Here is a 16,965-nt window from a genome sequence, read left to right on the forward strand (position 1 = left end):
CCTGATCGGATGGAATCGCTTTTGCGATCCATTCGACCAGGTGAATCCGATCTAATTGTTTGGAATAGATCGGATTCACATGTTTTGTCGAAACCACAACGTGGTTCCGTCAAAACATGATCCGATCTAGCCGCGCTTCGGAAACAGTATCGGTTGGTGCCCCTGGCCGGGCAGATGGGCTACGCGACGGAGAGTTTGCGGGCTGAATCGGTAGGCGTTATCCAGAGCTGATGGACACGGTGCAACGCATGGTTGGCGGCATCCAGGCCCTGTTCGAAAGGCTGGATGGCTTCCAACTGGGCGATCTGCCGATCGAAAAGCGCCGAGATGCTGTGATAGACTTCCAGCCCTTTTTCAGAGGCGCGCACATGAAACGATCGCCGGTCGTGGGGCGAGCGCTCTTGAACCATGTAGCCGTTCTCAACCATCTTTCTCATATTGTAGGATACGTTGGAGCCGACGTAGTAGCCGCGTTGCGCCAACTCGCCGACCGAGAACTCTTCTTCGCCGATGTTGAACAGAATCAAGGCTTGAACGCTGTTCAGGTCCCGAATGCCCTGAACCTCCAGGTCGGCCTTGATCATCTCAAGGCACTGGCGGTGCAGCCGCTCGACAAGGCCGATCAGATCGAGAAATTCAGACTGCACCTTCTGCCCGCGCCGTGGTGGTTGGTAACCTCATGGTTCGGGGGATATTTTAGGTGAAAGGCGTTAAGCTTTGCTAAATCGAATTCACATCAACCCATTGATTTAAAGCGTGTAATTGGAATTCGCGTTGCGGGTGAGAGTGGCGGTGGTTACGGTAGTTCGACGACGCGCCAATAGTGGTCGATCATACCCATGGCCTCGACGAAGGTTTCCATCGGCTTGGCTTTCACGACATAGCCGGCAACGTTTCGCTCGTAAGCTGAGACCCGGTCTCTGTCATGCTTCGACGTGGTCAGGACAAAGACGACAGCGGTTTTCAGATCCGGGTCGTCACGCACCGCATCCAAAAACTCGATGCCGTTCATCATCGGCATATTGAGATCGAGCAGAACGATAAAAGGCTTCTGAACTTTCTCGAAGCCATCTTCTCCGCGCAGGACCGCGAGCCCCTCGATACCGTTCCGCGCCACCACCATGGGGTTGGCGATCTTCAGGTCCCGAAAGGCGCGCTGGATGCACATCACATCGACTTCGTCGTCCTCGACCAAAAGAAACGTTACGTTTTTTGCTGACTCCATGGATATGGCTCCCCCTGGTGGCTATTCGCCAAAGGCCTCTTGGCTTTTGGTCGACGACGAACTTTTGCTGGCCTCAACAGTCATGCGGCTTTCGCGGCGATTGCGGCGGACCGCCAGTGCTTGGGCCAGGTAAAACGGAAACTCGTTCCGCGCGCGGTTTCCGGGCTCGATTCGAGAACGACAGTACAGCCGATCGACTCAACGGTTTTCTTCACGATGGCCAGACCCATGCCGCTGCCTTCGACATCATCCCGGCTCTTGAGAGTCTGGAACATGCCGAAAACCTTGCCGTGAAACTCTCTTGGGATGCCGGGGCCGTCGTCGCGGACCAGGAACTGGTAAACCTTACCCAGATCCTCAAACTCTATTTCGATGTTCCCGCCCTCGGCGTCATGATGCTTTATCGCATTACCTAAAAGGTTCAGGAAAATCTGCTCAAGCGGCGCCTTGGCCGTAACGAGCCTCGGCAGTTTGGCAGGTATGTGCAGTCGGAACCGGTCGCAGTCCGCCGTGATCGTGAAGAGTTCGGGCAGTGATTCGTTGAGGTCCAAAGGCTGGGGTTCGACTTTTTCCCGACCAACCCTGGAAAACTGCAGGAGGTCGTCAAGCAGTCTGGCCATCCGGTCTATGCGACCTTGCAGCAGGGACAGATGCTGTTTTGTGTCGTCCTTCATGACGTCTGCGAGATCCTGCTCGATCCAGGTTGCCAGGTTCGAGATTCCGCGTAGCGGCGCCTTCAGGTCGTGCGACGCGACGTAGGCGAACTGTTCCAGCTCAACATTGGATCGGCGTAGGTCGGCCGCGTTGGATTTGAAGACGCGCACGGCATCGGCCATCTCGCCCAGTTCGTCCGTGCCGGTAACGTCTACGATGACGCTTATGTTTCCTTGGGCGAGGTCCCGCGTGATGTCGGCCAGGCGGCCGAGTCTTCGAACCACGTCCTTGAGCACATAACGCCAACTGATGTAGATCGCCGCGCCAAAAGCGACCACGGCAATGATTGCCAGTACAATGCGCCCGAACTTAACGGCGCGGCGCGCCTCATCGGAAGAGGCGCCGATCAGCGCGCCGACTTCGGATATGAGCAGGTCGGCATCGGCCCTTAGTTTCTGGGCAATATTACGGTTGTCTTCGCTGAGGCGGGCGAGCTGGTTGTCGACCCCGATGAGTTCGGATTGCAGCTCAAAGACATTTTTTGCTCCATGCGCGCCCGATGACAGCCCCTGGAGAGACTGGGCGATCAGTTCACGCAGCAAAGGGTTATGAACTTCCAGGGTGGCTCTGGCGAGGCCGCGCAGATCGATGCTCAGGTTCTGGCGAATCGTGACAACACGGCCCAGGTTGCCGGTCAGTATCAGTGCGTCGACATACTTGACCATGTTGTCGGCGAGAAAGCGCATCTGGGTCAGGCGTTCGACGTTGTAGTAATCTGTTGCTACCAGTTCCTCAAAGGTTTCGATGGTTTCCGTTCGTACCACGCGCGGCCGCGAGAGAGCCTGGCGGATGCCGTCTGTTTTGGTCAGCAACGCTGCCGAGGCTTCCACGATGCTGGGCTTCAGAGCTTCGATCAGTCGGTTCGCGCTGTCTTTAATCTGCTCGGCGGAGACTGCCAACCGGCCTCTTGCCCGGTTACGTTTGCGGACCAGGTCGACCTGGCGCTCCAGGTTGGCGAACAGCGTGTTGAAATCACGCTCGATCACCGACAGCGGCGCTTCAGCCACGCCCAGATGGCGGATCTGTGCAAGGTTGACCCGGAATTCCTCGTTAACGGACCGGATCCGGGCGGCCTCCCCGTCGAGAAGGCTGTTGTCTCTGGCGGCGATCAAGGCAGGTGTTGCCGCAATAACCGATAAGACCTGTGCGGCCATGCGTTCAGTGTCGAGGGCAGCGGGCAGGGCACGATCCAGCACTTCGTCCTGTGTCCGTTCGATGACCTGATAACTGGCGATGCCGACGATAGCGGCGAGCAGCGAGAACAGGGAGACAGCGATAAATGCGTTCCGCAGCCTTGTGGCAATCCCGCGCCGCTGGCCGGTTCGGTCCGCTTTGCCGGCACTGTCGACAGATTGCATCTAAACACTTTCGTAATATAAATTAGATTATATAAATACTTATATTTGATTATTAATCCATTAACGATCCCGGAGAACCAAGGATGAAACGCCGTAGTTTTTGCGTAGGTACGGGCTTGGCTCTGGGATCACTTTGCGCCTTTCCGGCAGCCGCGGCGGCGGGCACCCCAGGTGGCAAGATACCGCTGAACCAGCTGCATGAGGGGACGGCCAGGGCTGCCCGCGCCCTCGCGGCGGACCGGGACCTTCGTCTGTCCATCCTGTTGCCGCAGGGCAGCGCCGCCAATGTCGCGCCACTGGCTGAGGCGTTCACCGCATCGACGGGTATTTCCTTCGATCTGGAAGAAACGCCGGTGGACGAGATCAACTCACGGATGATCATCGACACGATTTCAAGAACCAACACCTTCGATCTTGCCCTGCCGGCGACCTTTGGGGTACCGGATCTTGTGGAAGCCGGGGCGATCGTCAACCTCGACGACTTCGCCGCTAGGTACGAGCCCGCCGACTTCCAGGCCGATGCGCTGTTCTCACTCGGTGATCGCTACAAGGACAGCCTCTACGGTTACCAGACCGACGGCGACGCCTACCTCATGTTCTATAACCGTGACTGGCTGGAGGACGCGGAGGAGCAGAAACGTTTCGCCGATCGCCACGGTTATCCGCTTCAGGTTCCCCAGACCTGGGAACAGCTCGACGCCATGATGGCCTTTTTCCAGCGCCCGGATGAGGGCCGCTATGGCGGCGCCCTGTTCAGGACGCCGAACTACATTGCCTGGGAGTTTTGGATTCGCTTCCATGCCAAAGGTTTCTGGCCCTTGGATGCTGAACTGGAACCGCAGATCGACAACGAGGCCGGCATCGCGGCGCTTGAAGAACTGCTCGCCGCATCCAAGAGCCTCTATCCGGCCGCGCGTACCGATGGGCTCTTTGCGAACTGGGAGGCTTTCTCGCAAGGCAACATGTTCTGCAACATCGGTTGGGGCGGTACCCAGAAATATCTCAACAGCGAGGTTTCGAAAATCAAAGGACGGCTGGCTTTCGGTCCGACGCCGGGCGGCGAAGTCGATGATGGTCTTCTGGTGGTGCCCTACTTCAACTGGGGCTGGAATTACACGGTCTCCAGCGGCTCCCGGTATCCGGAGATCGCCTACCTCTTCGCGCTCTACGCCTGCAGTCCCGAGATGTCCACCCGGGCGGTTCGTGAGGCGGGCGGATACTTCGACCCATTCCGTACCGAGCACTACGCCGATCCGCAGATCGTCGAAACCTATTCGGCTGACTTCCTCGCCGCCCATCGCGCAAGCATGATACACAGCATTCCTGATCTTTACCTGAAAGGTCAGGGTGAGTACTTCGATGCGCTGCGTGAGAACCTCGTAAAAGCCGACACCGGTGTCATCGGCGCCAAGGAAGCCCTGAAGCAGACCGCAGCGCAGTGGCGGCAGACGACCCGCCGTATCGGGCACCAAAGCCAGGTTGAGCAGTGGGCTTTCCTGCGGTCGCGCTATCCCGACAATGTCCGCAAGGCACTCCGCTAGAGCATCTTGATCCAATCGACCGGATGATGCTCTAGCTGGGCAGTCCGTGCGTGACAGCTCCACGCGCGACGACCCCAAAACGGTTTCGGTACTCGCCTGCCGTCAGGCCGGTCGCCGCCCGGAAAACACGGCTGAAGGCTGAGGGGTCCTGATAACCGACGTTCCAGCCGATGGCGCTGACCGGTATGCGCGTGCGCTCCAACAGGCCGCGCGCCTTTTCGATGCGCAGATTCTGGACATAGGTATTCGGCGTAAGCCCGGTTGCGGCCTTGAAGCGCCTCAGGAAGGTCCGGTCCGAAAGGTGCGCGCGCCCGGCCATTGCCTTGACGGTAACTTCGTTGTCGACATGCCCCTCCAACCAATGCTGGAGCGCCAGGATTACGCTGTCGCCGTGGGTCAAAGGCGGCCGGAAGCTCCGGTAATTCCGTTGCTCGCGTCCGCTTGGGTCGATCAGCAGATGGCGGGCCGTATCCGAAACCACCTGCGGCCCAAGCCAGCGGTTGACGATGAACAGACCCATATCCAGCCAGGCCATCAGGCCGCCCGCCGTCACGATGTCGTTGTCGTCGATCAGCAGGTGTTCGGCGTTGACCTGGGTGTCCGGAAAGGCCGTGCGGAACTCGTCCTCCAGAAGCCAGTGGGTGGTGACCGGGCGGCCTTTCAGCAAACCGCTGTGGCCGAGCCAGAACGCCCCGGCACAGACCGAGCACATCAGCGCGCCGCCGGCGTGCTGCGCGCGCAGCCATTCGTGGATGGTCTTTTCGTTCCTGCCGCGCGATTTTTTCAGGGTCGGGGGCAGGATCACCGCCGCAAATGGCTCCCCGTCGGTATCGTCCGTCGCCCGGCCGGATACCTCCGTCACGCTCAGAACGCCGCCGCCGCTTTGCCGGCTGTTGCGATTGGCGATGGTGAACAGGTCGCCAAGGCCGAGAACCGCCGACATCTGTACGTCGGGGTAGGTAACGATGGCGATGGAGGCACGTGCGGCGGATTCAGTCATCTGGCGTATATAGCATATGAAATGTCATTTGCGCCAATTCCCATCCGCGGCCAGAGGGCGCAGATATCAGGCCACAGCAAAGGAAAGGGAATCCGATATGTCCAACACAGCGCTTGTCCTCGTCGACATCCAGAACGACTACTTTGAGGACGGCAGATGGCCGGTCGACAAAATGCAGGCGGTATCGGCAAACGCCGCACGCCTGCTGGCGCTTGCCCGTGACAAAGGCCAGACACTGGTTCATGTCCGCCATGAAATTCCGTCAGACGAGGCGCCGTTTTTCAGGCCGGGTACGCCCGGTGCCGAGATCCACGCCGCTGTCGCGCCGAAGGAGGGTGAGCCTGTCATCCTGAAGCACCGGCCCAACAGCTTTCAGAATACCTCCCTGCGTCAGGATCTGGAGGCGAAGGGCGTGACCGAAGTCGTCATCTGCGGCGCCACGAGCCAGATGTGCATCGATGCCACCGCCCGCGCCGCCGCCGATTTCGGCTTTGCGGTCACGGTCGTTGAAGATGCCTGCGGCGCAAAGGAACAGGCGTTCAATGATAAGACGGTGCCCGCACCACAGGTGCACGCCGCCTTCATGGCACCGCTTGCCATGACCTACGCCCGCGTCGTCTCGACCGACGCCTATCTTTCGGAAATCGAGTAGCTGATGCGGCTGCAAGCAGGCACCCGGGCAGAGAGGGATATCTGCTTGCGGCGTTCAACGGTCCAACCGGTTTTGAATGACCGGCTTGCGCCGGGTCGGAAAATGCGCGCCTTGAGTTTACAGCGGCTTATCAACCACCACGACGGCCTCGTTGTTGTACCGGCCCGCGCAATCTGACGGCGATTCTTTGACCAGAGCACTCTTCATGCGCATGTCATAGGTCAGCCAGCGCTCCATCAGGTCAGGGCGAACCCCCGCTTCGGCTAGTGACTCTCTGAGAAGGTCGTGGCGGATCAGAAACACCTCTTCGGTGATGAACAGATGCATGTGGGCGCTCTTGGGCGGCCTGCCGCCGTAGATCCTCGGCCCACCGAAAACGCCGGCCATAAACTCGCTTTGCTGCGATTCCAGATGCCAGCGCGGGACGCCCTCGAAAAACCCTTTAAGCCACGGATGGCTGAGGAGTTTGCCGTAGAAGATTTTGTGAACCTTTTCCAGGCAGGCCATGCCACCGAGTTCGTCGAACAGTGTGTCGCCCATGATCTCGCATCTCACCGTATTGCATCACCCGGCCATCGACGCCGGGGGTCGGACAGCCGAACTCTAGCGGAGTGGCATAAACAATTTGCTAAGTCACAAGGGCGTTTAATGACTGATCTTAATCATCTTCGGGTTGTTTTGATTTGGGCGAGAGTCGGCGATTGATCGGCGCTTGCCCAAGGGGCTGACGCCGTCGGACTTGCCGCGTTGCAGGCAGACGGTTTTCGCGCTTCACCTTTTGACCGGTTTGCGCCTCGTCTTCTTTGCGGGGTGTCTTTCGGCCAGGGGAGGAGCGGCTGCTTCTTCCAGTGCTTTGACGACATCGCCATAGGTTTCCAGCGCGGCCTCGCCTTTGGGCGAAAGCTCGTAGATGCCGCGTTCGATCCTTTGGAACCAGCCGTAGACATCGCGCTGCAGGATTTTCGGCGCTTGGGCGCTGCCGGTCCTCGTGACCTCCGAGACCTTGGTTGCGCCCTGGCGTTGCAGCACGACGGCGCAGCGCAGGGCGTTTTGGCGATAGGCGGTGACGATGGGCCGGCGGGTCATGCCCCCGGTGTTGGGGTCGCCGACCCGGTGGGCGAATTCTTTCAGCAGCAGGCCCTGGCGCTTGCGGTTTGGGCGCGGTTGGTAGGGCAGGGGGTCGAGCAGCGGTTCCACCAGGGGCGGTTTTTCCTCGCCTCCCTCATGGACTGCCAGCAGGCCCAGGCCGAGGCGGCGGCAGAGCTTCAGGATGCCCCGGCGCTCACGCCGCCACAGGCTGTTGCGGGCCGGCTGCTCTGCGACGGCAACGGCCAGATAAACATGGTCGCTGAGTGCCAGGCGGTCGATGCCCTGCAGGATGAGAGGCAGGGTAAAGCCGGTTTTCAACTCGACGACAACGGGGGGTTCGGCGCCGCGGCGGGCGACCAGGTCGCAACCGCGGACTTCCGCCTTTACCTCATAGCCCTGGCCTTCGAAGAAGGCCTTCACCGGGGCATAGAGATCCTCTTCGCTTTCGAATCGCACGGGCCGGAGTTTAACGCCCGTCCGGGGCGCTAGGCCAGGACGCGGCGGTTCCAGGGCATCAAACCCAGCAGAGTCGCCATCGCGCAGGTGCCGGAGAGGCCGGCGAAGGTGAGCCCGGCACCGACAAAGCCGGAGAGCGCGAAGAACCAGGGCGACACCGCGAAGCCCAGGATCACGCCGATCAGCACCATCATTCCGGCGGTCATCTGCACCTGGCGCTGGATCGAGATCGGCATCTTGCGGTTCACGATCGTCTGCAGGCCGGCTTTCTTCCAACCGGCCAGACCCCCATTGAGTTGATAGACCTCGGCGAAGGCGGTGCCGAGAATGTGCGGTGCCGCCTCAGCGGTGCGCGCGCCGCTGGCGCAGTGGAAGATCGCCACCTTGTCGTGCTCTTCGGGGAAGTCTGCTGCGTCGAAACCGGACAGCGGCACATGGTGCGCGCTGGGCACGTGCTCGCGTGCGAACTCGTCACTCTCGCGGATGTCGACCAGGATTGCCTTGCCGCTATCCAACAAGGTCGCGGCTTCTCCGGCGCTGATTTTGTTCAAGGCGGTCATTTGTAAACTCCTCTTGGTCAGGCGAGCACTGTCTGTTGGGCAGGGGCGCAGTACAACTCGTAGAGCAGGGTGATTACGGCGCGTGCCTCGCGGCCGCTCAGACGGTAGTGGATCGAACGCCCATCGCGCCGCGCCGCAACCAGTCCGTCCTTGCGCAGCAGTGCCAACTGCTGGGAGACGGCGGCCTGCCGGAGGCCGAGATCTTCGGCCAGCCGGCCGACGGTCTTCTCTTCCCCGGCGAGCTGGCAGAGAATCATCAGGCGGTTCTCGCTGGACAGCGCCTTCATGAGATCCGCCGCCCGGGTCGCGGAGGTCTGCATTTCCATTGTATTCATAATTGCAGATATATGAATATATATGATATCTGTCAAGGACGGCATCTTTGATGGGCCTGTCTTTTTTGGCGGGATTGCACTGCAAGGGTTGGGCAGGCTAAGGATGGACAGCAGGTTGGTCCTGCCAACAGGCTGGTTTTAGGGGAGCGCGCCAGGGATGAAGGAAAACGAGGGTGCCGCGTCGACAACCGACGCCATGGCCAGGCCGGCAGTCGAGGCCTTCTTCGATGAGGCCACGTTCACAGTCAGCTATGTGGTTGCCGATCCCGCCAGCGGCCGGGCGGCGATCATCGATTCCGTCCTCGACTACGATCCCAAATCGGGCCGCAGCGCGACCGGCTCCGCCGACCGGGTGATCGCCTTCGTTGAGAAGAACGGCCTCGGCGTCGACTGGATACTGGAAACCCATGTGCATGCCGACCATCTCTCGGCCGCGCCCTATTTGAAAAAGCACCTGGGCGGCAGGATCGGCATCGGGGCACAGGTCTGCCGGGTGCAGGAAGCCTTCAAGACAGTCTATAATCTGAAAGACGACTTCGCCGCCGACGGCAGCCAGTTCGATTATCTGTTTCGCGACGACGAGACCTTTGCCATCGGCGGCCTGCAGGCGCGGGTGATGGCGACGCCCGGTCATACGCCGGCCTGCATCACATACCTGATCGGCGATGCCGCCTTTGTCGGCGACACACTTTTCATGCCGGACTACGGCTCGGCGCGAACCGACTTTCCCGGCGGCGACGCGCGCCAGCTCTATCACTCGGTAAAGCGCATCCTCTCCCTGCCCAGCGAGACGCGCCTCTTCCTCTGCCACGACTACAAGGCGCCGGGCCGCGACGTCTTTGCCTGGGAAACGACGGTAGCCGAGCAGCGCAGCATGAATATCCATATGCGCGATGGAATCAGCGAGGCGGATTTCGTGGCCCTTCGGGAAGGCCGCGATGCCGGGTTGTCGATGCCCGTGCTGCTGTTACCGGCGGTGCAGGTAAACATGCGCGCCGGCCAGTTCCCTCCGCCGGAGGACAACGGGGTTTCCTACCTGAAGATCCCGGTGAACGGGGTCTGACGGCTGCCGGGCTATCGTCGCAAACAGCCTTAGGCCGGGATAATCGCGCCCTTGGTCTGGATGACGCGGGCGGCCAGGCGATGGCCGGCTTGGGCAGCCTCCTGCGGACTGGCGCCGGTCAGGCGATGCGCCAGGTAACCGCCGTTGAAGGAATCGCCGGCGGCGGTGGTATCGACCGGCCGTGCCACGGTTTCACCGGCTACCCGGCTCTGCTCCCCCTTCAGGCTGATCAGGCAGGGTGCGCCGCCGCACTTCACCACCACTTCGCTCACCCCCAGGCCGTGCAGGCGCGCGGCCGTGGCCTTGGGGGAGGTATCGTCGAACAGGGCGGCTTCGTCTTCGTGGGTCGGCAGCGCGATGTCGGCCAGAGAGACCGTTCGGCGCACGGCGTCCTGCGCTTCGGTCCGGTCATTCCACAGACGGGGCCGGTAGTTGGTATCGAAGGCGATACGGCTGCCACCTTTGCGCAAGCCCTGAAGCAGTTCATAGAGCCGCTCACGGCTGGCGTCGTCGAGAATGCCGAGGGTGATGCCGGAGAGATAGATGAGGTCGAAACCGGTGAGGGTCTCGGCGAGGCGGGCGGCTGAATCGGTCTGCAACAAGTCCCGTGCCGCCGCCGCACTGCGCCAGTAGTGAAAGGTCCGCTCGCCCTCGGCATCGGTGCGGATCACGTAGAGCCCCGGCAGCTTGCCGGGCAGGCGGGCCACCATGTCGGTCTTAAGCCCCTCTGATTGCCAGGCCGCAATCATCTCGGTGCTGAAGGGATCGTCGCCCAAGGCGGTGACGTAGTGGACCTCGCCGGTCCCGGCGGGCAGGGAGCGGGCGAGATAGACCGCCGTGTTCAGACTGTCGCCGCCGAAGGTACGGTGCATCGCGCCGGCCTTGCCGGCAACGCCTTGCGTTGCCCTTTCCGAGAACTCGATCATGCACTCGCCCAGGCTTGCGATCCGCAACATGGTATGTCTCGCCGTTGTCCAATAAGGTTCCGCCGCACACCGGGGGTGGCGTGCGGCGGACTAGGCAATAGCGGCTGGGGGGCAAGGCGGCAAGCCTGCCGATCCCAATGCCAAGGTAATCGGCGGTGAAGGGCCCTCAGGCGGCCTGCCGTTCTTTCGGGGTGGTGGGGCTCAGGCGCTCTTTGCCCAGGGCGACGGCGGCCCTGACATCCGCGCCGGTCAAACCGTCGCGGCGCAGCAGCGATGTGACGACGGGGTCGCCAAGCAGATCGTCGACCCGCGGCTCGCCATAGATCCAGGCGGAAGCCGGGCCGGTTTTGCGGGAGGCTGCAAAGAGTTTGGTCATTCAGACTACCTTTCCGAAAGTTGTAGGCCTTTGAAGTGATACGCCCAGAACCGATACAACCGCTCCGGGCGAGGCTTCCCGCATCTGCCCCTTACGCCATATTGGACCGTAGGTATGAGAATGATCTGACCTATTTGTGACAATTCAGCCATCACAGCAGATTGTTAGGCCGACTGCCTGAGCTTTTAGACGAGCAATCGTTAATAGAACGTAACCGGGCTAATTCGCCGAGGTGCCAGGCGACGGATCGCGCGGCTGACTGGTCATCCAAAGGCTCGCTACAGGCCTCTGTGACAGGATTGTCATGTTGCGGACAAAACTCCCTAACAAAAGGGGGGTAACCTCCGAATCGTTGCAGTCGCCCATTGAGCTTTCTTCAGGTTTCTGCGGTTTCGGAAGGATGGCGGGTTATTTCCTCGTCAGACCGCCCGCGATTGTCGAGCGAGGTACTTTGCTCATCTCATTCCGCATCGCTGGGCGCTGCGACGGCAGAGTGTTGCGACGAGCGAGTTCCGAGTTCCGGTTTACCCCCAAACCGGGATGCCTCATCGGAACGCCTGGCGGCTTCCTGGCCGCTGGGCATCCGGCCCGGGGCCCCGTTTAAGATCTCTCGGGATCTGGGGCCTCACAGTGGTTTAGATCCCTAGCCAACTTGGCCGGGCCCCCAGTCCCTGGGAGGCCCGGCACTTTTTTGTGCGCGCGCTGCAGGCGCCGGCGGGCCAATTTCAACTGGCGCTTCTGGGTGATCATGGTAGCGTAGCTTCCTATACGCAGCAGTTTCGGGGGCCTTCCCGGGCTGTACACCGCATTGCGGAATGAAGCGAAAAAACAAGAACTCAGGCGAGGCATCTTCATGATACGCACATTCACAGCCGCAGCAGCGGCCCTGCTTCTTTCCACCTCGGTTGCCAGCGCCGCAGAGATAGATCCTGCGGTGGTCTTCGACATGGGTGGCAAGTTCGACAAGTCCTTCAACGAGGGCGTCTTCAACGGCGTCGAAAAATTCAAGAAGGAGACCGGCATCTCCTATCGCGAATTTGAGGTTACCAACGAAACACAGCGCGAACAGGCGCTCCGGCGGATGGCCCAGCGCGGCGCCGACCCGGTTGTCGGTGTCGGCTTTGCCCAGGCGCCGGCCATTGAAAAGGTGGCCAAGGAGTTTCCCGACACGCGCTTTGCCATCATCGATGCGGTGGTCGATCTGCCCAACGTCCGCTCGGTGGTCTTCAAGGAGCACGAGGGTTCCTTTCTGGTCGGCATGATCGCAGCCCTGAAATCGGAGTCCGGCAAGGTGGGCTTCGTCGGCGGCATGGACATCCCGCTGATCCGCAAGTTTGCCTGCGGTTACGAACAGGGTGCCAAGCATGTGAACGGCAGTGCCGAGGTGCTGCAGAATATGACCGGGACGACACCGGCCGCCTGGAACGACCCGACCCGCGGTTCGGAGTTGGCGAAGAGCCAGTTCGGTCGCGGTGTTGATGTTGTCTACGCGGCCGCCGGCGGCACCGGGATCGGCGTCTATCAGACGGCCAAGGACAGCGGCAAGCTGGCCATCGGTGTGGACTCCAATCAGAATCACCTGCAGCCTGGTACCATGCTGACCTCGATGCTGAAGCGTGTCGACGTGGCCGCCTATAATGCCTTTAAAGATGCCAACGACGGTAACTGGAGCGCCGGCATACAGGTTCTCGGTCTGGCTGAGGACGGCGTCGGTTGGGCCCTTGACGAGAACAACAAGGACCTGATCTCGGCGGATATAATGGCCGCGGTCGAAGCTGCTTCGGCTGACATCGTTGCCGGAAAGCTCTCCGTGCACGACTACATGAGTGACAACAGCTGCACCTACTAAGCGCCGTCTTCGGCTTGGAACTGGGCCCAGGCCCGGGCCGGATCGTCGTTTCGGTAGCTTTTGAAGCTACTGTCGCGGCTCCGGCCCGGGCTGTGGCCGGCGCGGGATCTTCCTTTGTCTGATCCACGACCACGACAGCAAGATGGCGCCGATCGGCCGGCATCGGAGGCGCAAAGCCCTCCGGCGATCGAACTGCGCGACATCGACAAATCCTTCGGACCGGTCCGGGCGAACAAGAACGTCTGCCTCAGCGTCCGGCCGGGGGCGATTCACGGCATCATCGGGGAGAACGGGGCCGGCAAGTCGACCCTGATGAGCATTCTCTATGGCTTCTACGAGGCCGACAGGGGAGAAATCCTGATCGGCGGCAAGCAGACGCGGATCCGTTCCTCACGCGATGCCATTGCCGCGGGGATCGGCATGGTCCACCAGCACTTCATGCTGGTAGACAACATGAGCGTGGTGGAGAACATCATGCTGGGTGCCGAGTCCGGGGCCATTCTGACCTCCAGCGTGGCCGCGGCGCGGGCCGAACTGGAACGCCTGGAGCGGGACTACAATCTGGATGTCGATCCCGATGCCCTGGCGGGGGAATTGCCTGTTGGACAGCAGCAGCGGGTGGAGATCCTGAAAGCGCTCTATCGCGGCGCCGAGATCCTGATCCTCGATGAACCGACCGGGGTGCTGACGCCCCAGGAAACCGAACAACTGTTCCGCATTCTCGATTCACTGCGCAAGCAGGGGGTCACCATCGTCCTGATCACCCACAAACTACGGGAGATCATGGCGGTGACGGATGATGTCTCGGTGATGCGGGGGGGTGAGATGATCGCCCATCGCTCGACGGCGGAGACCAGTAAAGAAGAACTGGCGGAGTTGATGGTGGGTCGCAAGGTGTTGCTCTCCATCGACAAGCAGGCGCCCCAGGCGGGTGCGACGGTGCTGGCGGTCGAGGACCTCAGCTTTGTCGACCGCGCCGGTGTGCCGCGCGTCGACAAAGTCAGCTTTGCGGTACGGGCCGGTGAGATCGTCGGGATCGCCGGCGTTTCCGGCAACGGCCAGAGCGAGCTGCTGGAGCTGCTCTCCGGCATCAAGCCCATCACATCAGGCGGATTTTCGCTGATGGGCGAGCGTTTTTCGGCCGGCCGTTCCCTGGACCCGGCGGCGATGCGCGACCTGAAGGTCGCCCACGTGCCCGAAGACCGCCTGCGCAGCGGTCTGGTGCGGACTTTCGCCGCCGAGGAGTCGGCCATCCTGGGCTATCACCGGGACCCGGCCTATACCGGCCGGATTTTCATGGACCGCGATGCGATCCAGCAGGACTGCGCGCGCAAGATGGCCGATTTCGATGTGCGGCCGCAAAATCCGAACCTGAAGACCGCGAACTTTTCCGGCGGCAACCAACAGAAGCTGGTGCTGGCGCGCGAGATTTCCCGCGACCCGCGCCTGCTGCTGGTCGGCCAACCGACCCGCGGCGTGGACATCGGCGCCATCGAGTTCATTCACCGCAACATCGTCTCCATGCGCGATGCCGGTTCGGCGGTGCTGCTGGTGTCTGTTGAACTGGATGAAATCATGTCGCTCAGCGACCGCATTCTGGTGATGTTCGAGGGGCGCATCGTGGGTGAGGTGCCGGCGCATGAGGCCAATGAGCGCCTGCTCGGCCTGATGATGGCCAATGCCGCCCCAGAACGCAGCGGGGTGGCGGGGTAATGGCTGCTGCACCGGGAAAGATCCCCCGCTGGGTCGACGTTGCGCTGATTCCCTTGGTGAACATCGCGCTCGCCTTCCTCGTTTCCGGCGTCATTCTCTGGACCATCGACGTCAATCCCCTGACGGCTTTGGAAACCATTCTCTTCGGCGCCTTCGGTTACGACGAGGCGATCGGCTATACGCTCTACTACACCACCAACTTCGTCTTCACCGGCCTGGCGGTCGCGGTGGCGTTTCACGCCGGGCTCTTCAACATCGGCGGCGAGGGTCAGGCCTATATCGGTGGTCTCGGCGTCGGGCTCGGCATTCTGCTGATGGACAGCAGCCTGCCGTTCCTGCTCATCCTGCCGATCTCGATCCTGCTGTCCGCCGCTTTCGGTGCCGCCTGGGCGGCGATCCCCGCCTATCTTCAGGCCTACCGCGGTAGCCATATCGTCATCACCACCATCATGTTCAATTTCATCGCGTCGGCGCTGATGGTCTATCTGATGGTGAACGTGCTCATCCAGCCCGGTTCCATGTCGCCGGAAAGCCGCGAGTTCGCCCCCCAGGGCCAGCTGCCGTTCATGCACGAGGTCTTCGGCTGGTTCGGCCTGGAGGTGACGCGTTCGCCGCTCAACCTTTCAGTGGTCTGGGCGGCAATCTGCTGCGTTCTGGTCTGGGCTTTCATCTGGCGGACCCGCTGGGGATACGAGATTCGCACCGTCGGCGCCAACGAGACGGCGGGCGTCTACGCCGGCATCGACCCGCGCCGGGTGATCGTGCTGGCGATGTGCGTCTCCGGTGCGCTGGCCGGCTTTGTCGGTATCAACGAGGTGATGGGCGTGCACCACCGCCTGCTGCTGAACTTTACCGCCGGTTATGGCTTTACCGGCATCGCCGTTTCGCTCATGGGCCGCAACCACCCCATCGGGATCGTCCTGGCCAGCCTGCTGTTCGGGATGCTCTACCAGGGCGGCGCGGAACTCGCCTTTGAGGAGCCGAAGGTCACCCGCGAACTGGTGGTGACGATACAGGGCCTGGTGATCCTCTTCTCCGGCGCCCTAGCCTACATGATGAAAAGGCCGATCGAGCGGGCCTATCTGCGTATCGCCGGCGGCTTTCAGCGCCCGGCGGAACAGGAGGGCTGATCCGTGGACGACCTGCTGTTCAATCTGCTGCTCTCCGTCGATGCGACATTCCGCGTCGCGACTCCCCTCATCCTCTGCGCCATGGCCGGTCTTTTCTCTGAGCGCTCCGGGGTGGTCGACATCGGTCTGGAAGGCAAGATGCTGGCCGCCGCCTTTGCCGCGGCTGCGGTGGCGGCGGTGACCGGCTCCGCCTGGCTGGCCCTGGCGGCCGGCATGGCGGTTTCCGTCGGCCTGGCCCTGCTGCACGGCTTTGCCTGTATCACCCACCGCGGCGATCAGGTGGTCAGCGGTGTGGCGATCAACATCCTGGTCTCCGGCCTTACCGTGGTGCTGGGCATTGCCTGGTTTGCCCGTGGCGGCCAGACGCCGTCGGTTTCCAACGAGGCACGCTTCACGCCGATCACCTGGCCGGGTGCCGAGGCCGTGGCCGATGTGCCGATCATCGGGCCGCTCTACAGCGAGCTTCTCAGCGGCCACAACCTGCTGGTCTATGTCGCCTTTCTCATCGTGCCCCTGACCTGGTGGGTGGTCTACCGCACGCGCTTCGGCCTGCGCCTGCGCGCGGTGGGGGAAAACCCCAATGCCGTCGATACGGCGGGGATTTCGGTTTCCGGCCTGCGCTACCGCGCGATGATCTGCTGCGGCCTGCTCTGCGGCATTGCCGGAACCTACCTTTCCATCGCCCAGAACGCCGCTTTTGTACGCGACATGACGGCGGGGCAGGGATACATCGCCCTGGCGGCGATGATCTTCGGCAAGTGGCGTCCGGTGCCGGCGATGCTGGCCTGTCTGATGTTCGGTTTCCTCGATGCCATCGCGATCCGCCTGCAGGGTGTCGAGGTGCCGGTTATCGGGCCGATCCCGGTGCAGCTGATCCAGGCCTTGCCCTATGTGCTGACGGTGGTCCTGCTGGCCGGCTTCATCGGCAGGGCGGTGGCGCCCAAAGCCAGCGGCATTCCCTACGTGAAGGAGCGCTAG

17 protein-coding genes are annotated in these 16,965 nt (G+C 61.7%); 7 read left to right on the forward strand and 10 right to left on the reverse strand.

Translation table 11 applies throughout. The features are described 5' to 3' along the window. Positions 1-179: 179 nt before the first annotated feature. The 3 genes from HBA54_RS19035 to HBA54_RS19045 form a co-directional block, all read right to left on the reverse strand. Complete coding sequence (locus HBA54_RS19035) at positions 180-647, reverse strand: MarR family winged helix-turn-helix transcriptional regulator (protein ID WP_167227563.1); 468 nt, start codon at positions 645-647, stop codon at positions 180-182. 149 nt (positions 648-796) lie between these two features. After that, a complete protein-coding gene (locus tag HBA54_RS19040; protein ID WP_167227565.1) occupies positions 797-1,225 on the reverse strand; it encodes a response regulator in 429 nt (142 codons plus the stop codon). An 80-nt stretch (positions 1,226-1,305) separates the two neighbouring features. Beyond that, positions 1,306-3,135, reverse strand: coding sequence for a sensor histidine kinase (locus HBA54_RS19045; RefSeq protein WP_167227568.1), 1,830 nt, complete (start codon positions 3,133-3,135; stop codon positions 1,306-1,308). A 245-nt stretch (positions 3,136-3,380) separates the two neighbouring features. Between HBA54_RS19045 and HBA54_RS19050 the strand changes: the two genes are divergently transcribed. Continuing rightward, positions 3,381-4,838: an extracellular solute-binding protein gene (locus HBA54_RS19050; RefSeq protein ID WP_167227570.1), complete on the forward strand. Its 1,458-nt coding sequence runs from the start codon at positions 3,381-3,383 to the stop codon at positions 4,836-4,838. 31 nt (positions 4,839-4,869) lie between these two features. On the opposite strand, the gene HBA54_RS19055 is transcribed toward HBA54_RS19050, so the two are convergent. Further along, the gene (locus HBA54_RS19055) at positions 4,870-5,838 is read right to left on the reverse strand and encodes a GlxA family transcriptional regulator (protein ID WP_167227573.1); all 969 of its coding nucleotides are present in this window, start codon (positions 5,836-5,838) and stop codon (positions 4,870-4,872) included. A gap of 97 nt (positions 5,839-5,935) precedes the next feature. Here HBA54_RS19055 and HBA54_RS19060 point away from each other — a divergent pair, with 97 nt between their 5' ends. Next, positions 5,936-6,490: a cysteine hydrolase family protein gene (locus HBA54_RS19060; RefSeq protein ID WP_167227576.1), complete on the forward strand. Its 555-nt coding sequence runs from the start codon at positions 5,936-5,938 to the stop codon at positions 6,488-6,490. 117 nt (positions 6,491-6,607) lie between these two features. Here HBA54_RS19060 and HBA54_RS19065 read toward each other — a convergent pair whose 3' ends face one another. From HBA54_RS19065 to HBA54_RS19080, 4 genes are all read right to left on the reverse strand, one after another. Further along, the gene (locus tag HBA54_RS19065) at positions 6,608-7,030 is read right to left on the reverse strand and encodes a group I truncated hemoglobin (RefSeq protein WP_167227578.1); all 423 of its coding nucleotides are present in this window, start codon (positions 7,028-7,030) and stop codon (positions 6,608-6,610) included. Positions 7,031-7,261: 231 nt separating this feature from the next. Continuing rightward, on the reverse strand, positions 7,262-8,035 hold the full coding sequence (locus HBA54_RS19070) for a DUF2161 family putative PD-(D/E)XK-type phosphodiesterase (protein WP_167227580.1): 774 nt from the start codon (positions 8,033-8,035) through the stop codon (positions 7,262-7,264). A 29-nt stretch (positions 8,036-8,064) separates the two neighbouring features. After that, positions 8,065-8,595 (reverse strand): rhodanese-like domain-containing protein, encoded by a 531-nt coding sequence (locus HBA54_RS19075; protein ID WP_167227582.1) that lies wholly within the window; start codon positions 8,593-8,595, stop codon positions 8,065-8,067. A gap of 17 nt (positions 8,596-8,612) precedes the next feature. Continuing rightward, positions 8,613-8,915, reverse strand: coding sequence for an ArsR/SmtB family transcription factor (locus tag HBA54_RS19080; protein WP_240932768.1), 303 nt, complete (start codon positions 8,913-8,915; stop codon positions 8,613-8,615). A 172-nt stretch (positions 8,916-9,087) separates the two neighbouring features. On the opposite strand from HBA54_RS19080, the gene HBA54_RS19085 reads away from it, so the two are divergent. Then, entirely contained in the window at positions 9,088-9,993 is a 906-nt protein-coding gene (locus HBA54_RS19085) for an MBL fold metallo-hydrolase (RefSeq protein WP_205944758.1), read from the forward strand. Positions 9,994-10,022: 29 nt separating this feature from the next. Here HBA54_RS19085 and HBA54_RS19090 read toward each other — a convergent pair whose 3' ends face one another. Together HBA54_RS19090 and HBA54_RS19095 are read right to left on the reverse strand one after the other, a co-directional pair. Beyond that, positions 10,023-10,949: a sugar kinase gene (locus HBA54_RS19090; RefSeq protein ID WP_167227587.1), complete on the reverse strand. Its 927-nt coding sequence runs from the start codon at positions 10,947-10,949 to the stop codon at positions 10,023-10,025. A gap of 136 nt (positions 10,950-11,085) precedes the next feature. Continuing rightward, positions 11,086-11,295: a hypothetical protein gene (locus HBA54_RS19095; RefSeq protein WP_167227589.1), complete on the reverse strand. Its 210-nt coding sequence runs from the start codon at positions 11,293-11,295 to the stop codon at positions 11,086-11,088. An 853-nt stretch (positions 11,296-12,148) separates the two neighbouring features. Here HBA54_RS19095 and HBA54_RS19100 point away from each other — a divergent pair. The 4 genes from HBA54_RS19100 (at position 12,149) to HBA54_RS19115 (ending at position 16,965) form a co-directional block, all read left to right on the forward strand. Further along, a complete protein-coding gene (locus tag HBA54_RS19100; RefSeq protein ID WP_205944759.1) occupies positions 12,149-13,144 on the forward strand; it encodes a BMP family lipoprotein in 996 nt (331 codons plus the stop codon). 114 nt (positions 13,145-13,258) lie between these two features. Next, positions 13,259-14,857 carry an ABC transporter ATP-binding protein gene (locus HBA54_RS19105; RefSeq protein ID WP_167227591.1) on the forward strand — a complete coding sequence of 533 codons (1,599 nt, stop codon included), beginning with the start codon at positions 13,259-13,261 and terminating at the stop codon, positions 14,855-14,857. Then, complete coding sequence (locus HBA54_RS19110; RefSeq protein WP_167227593.1) at positions 14,857-15,987, forward strand: ABC transporter permease; 1,131 nt, start codon at positions 14,857-14,859, stop codon at positions 15,985-15,987. The genes HBA54_RS19105 and HBA54_RS19110 overlap by 1 nt, the downstream gene beginning before the upstream one ends. A 3-nt stretch (positions 15,988-15,990) precedes the next feature. Then, entirely contained in the window at positions 15,991-16,965 is a 975-nt protein-coding gene (locus tag HBA54_RS19115) for an ABC transporter permease (RefSeq protein WP_322096072.1), read from the forward strand.

Source organism: Pelagibius litoralis (assembly GCF_011683915.1).
Classification (GTDB): Bacteria; Pseudomonadota; Alphaproteobacteria; order Kiloniellales; family Kiloniellaceae; genus Pelagibius; species Pelagibius litoralis.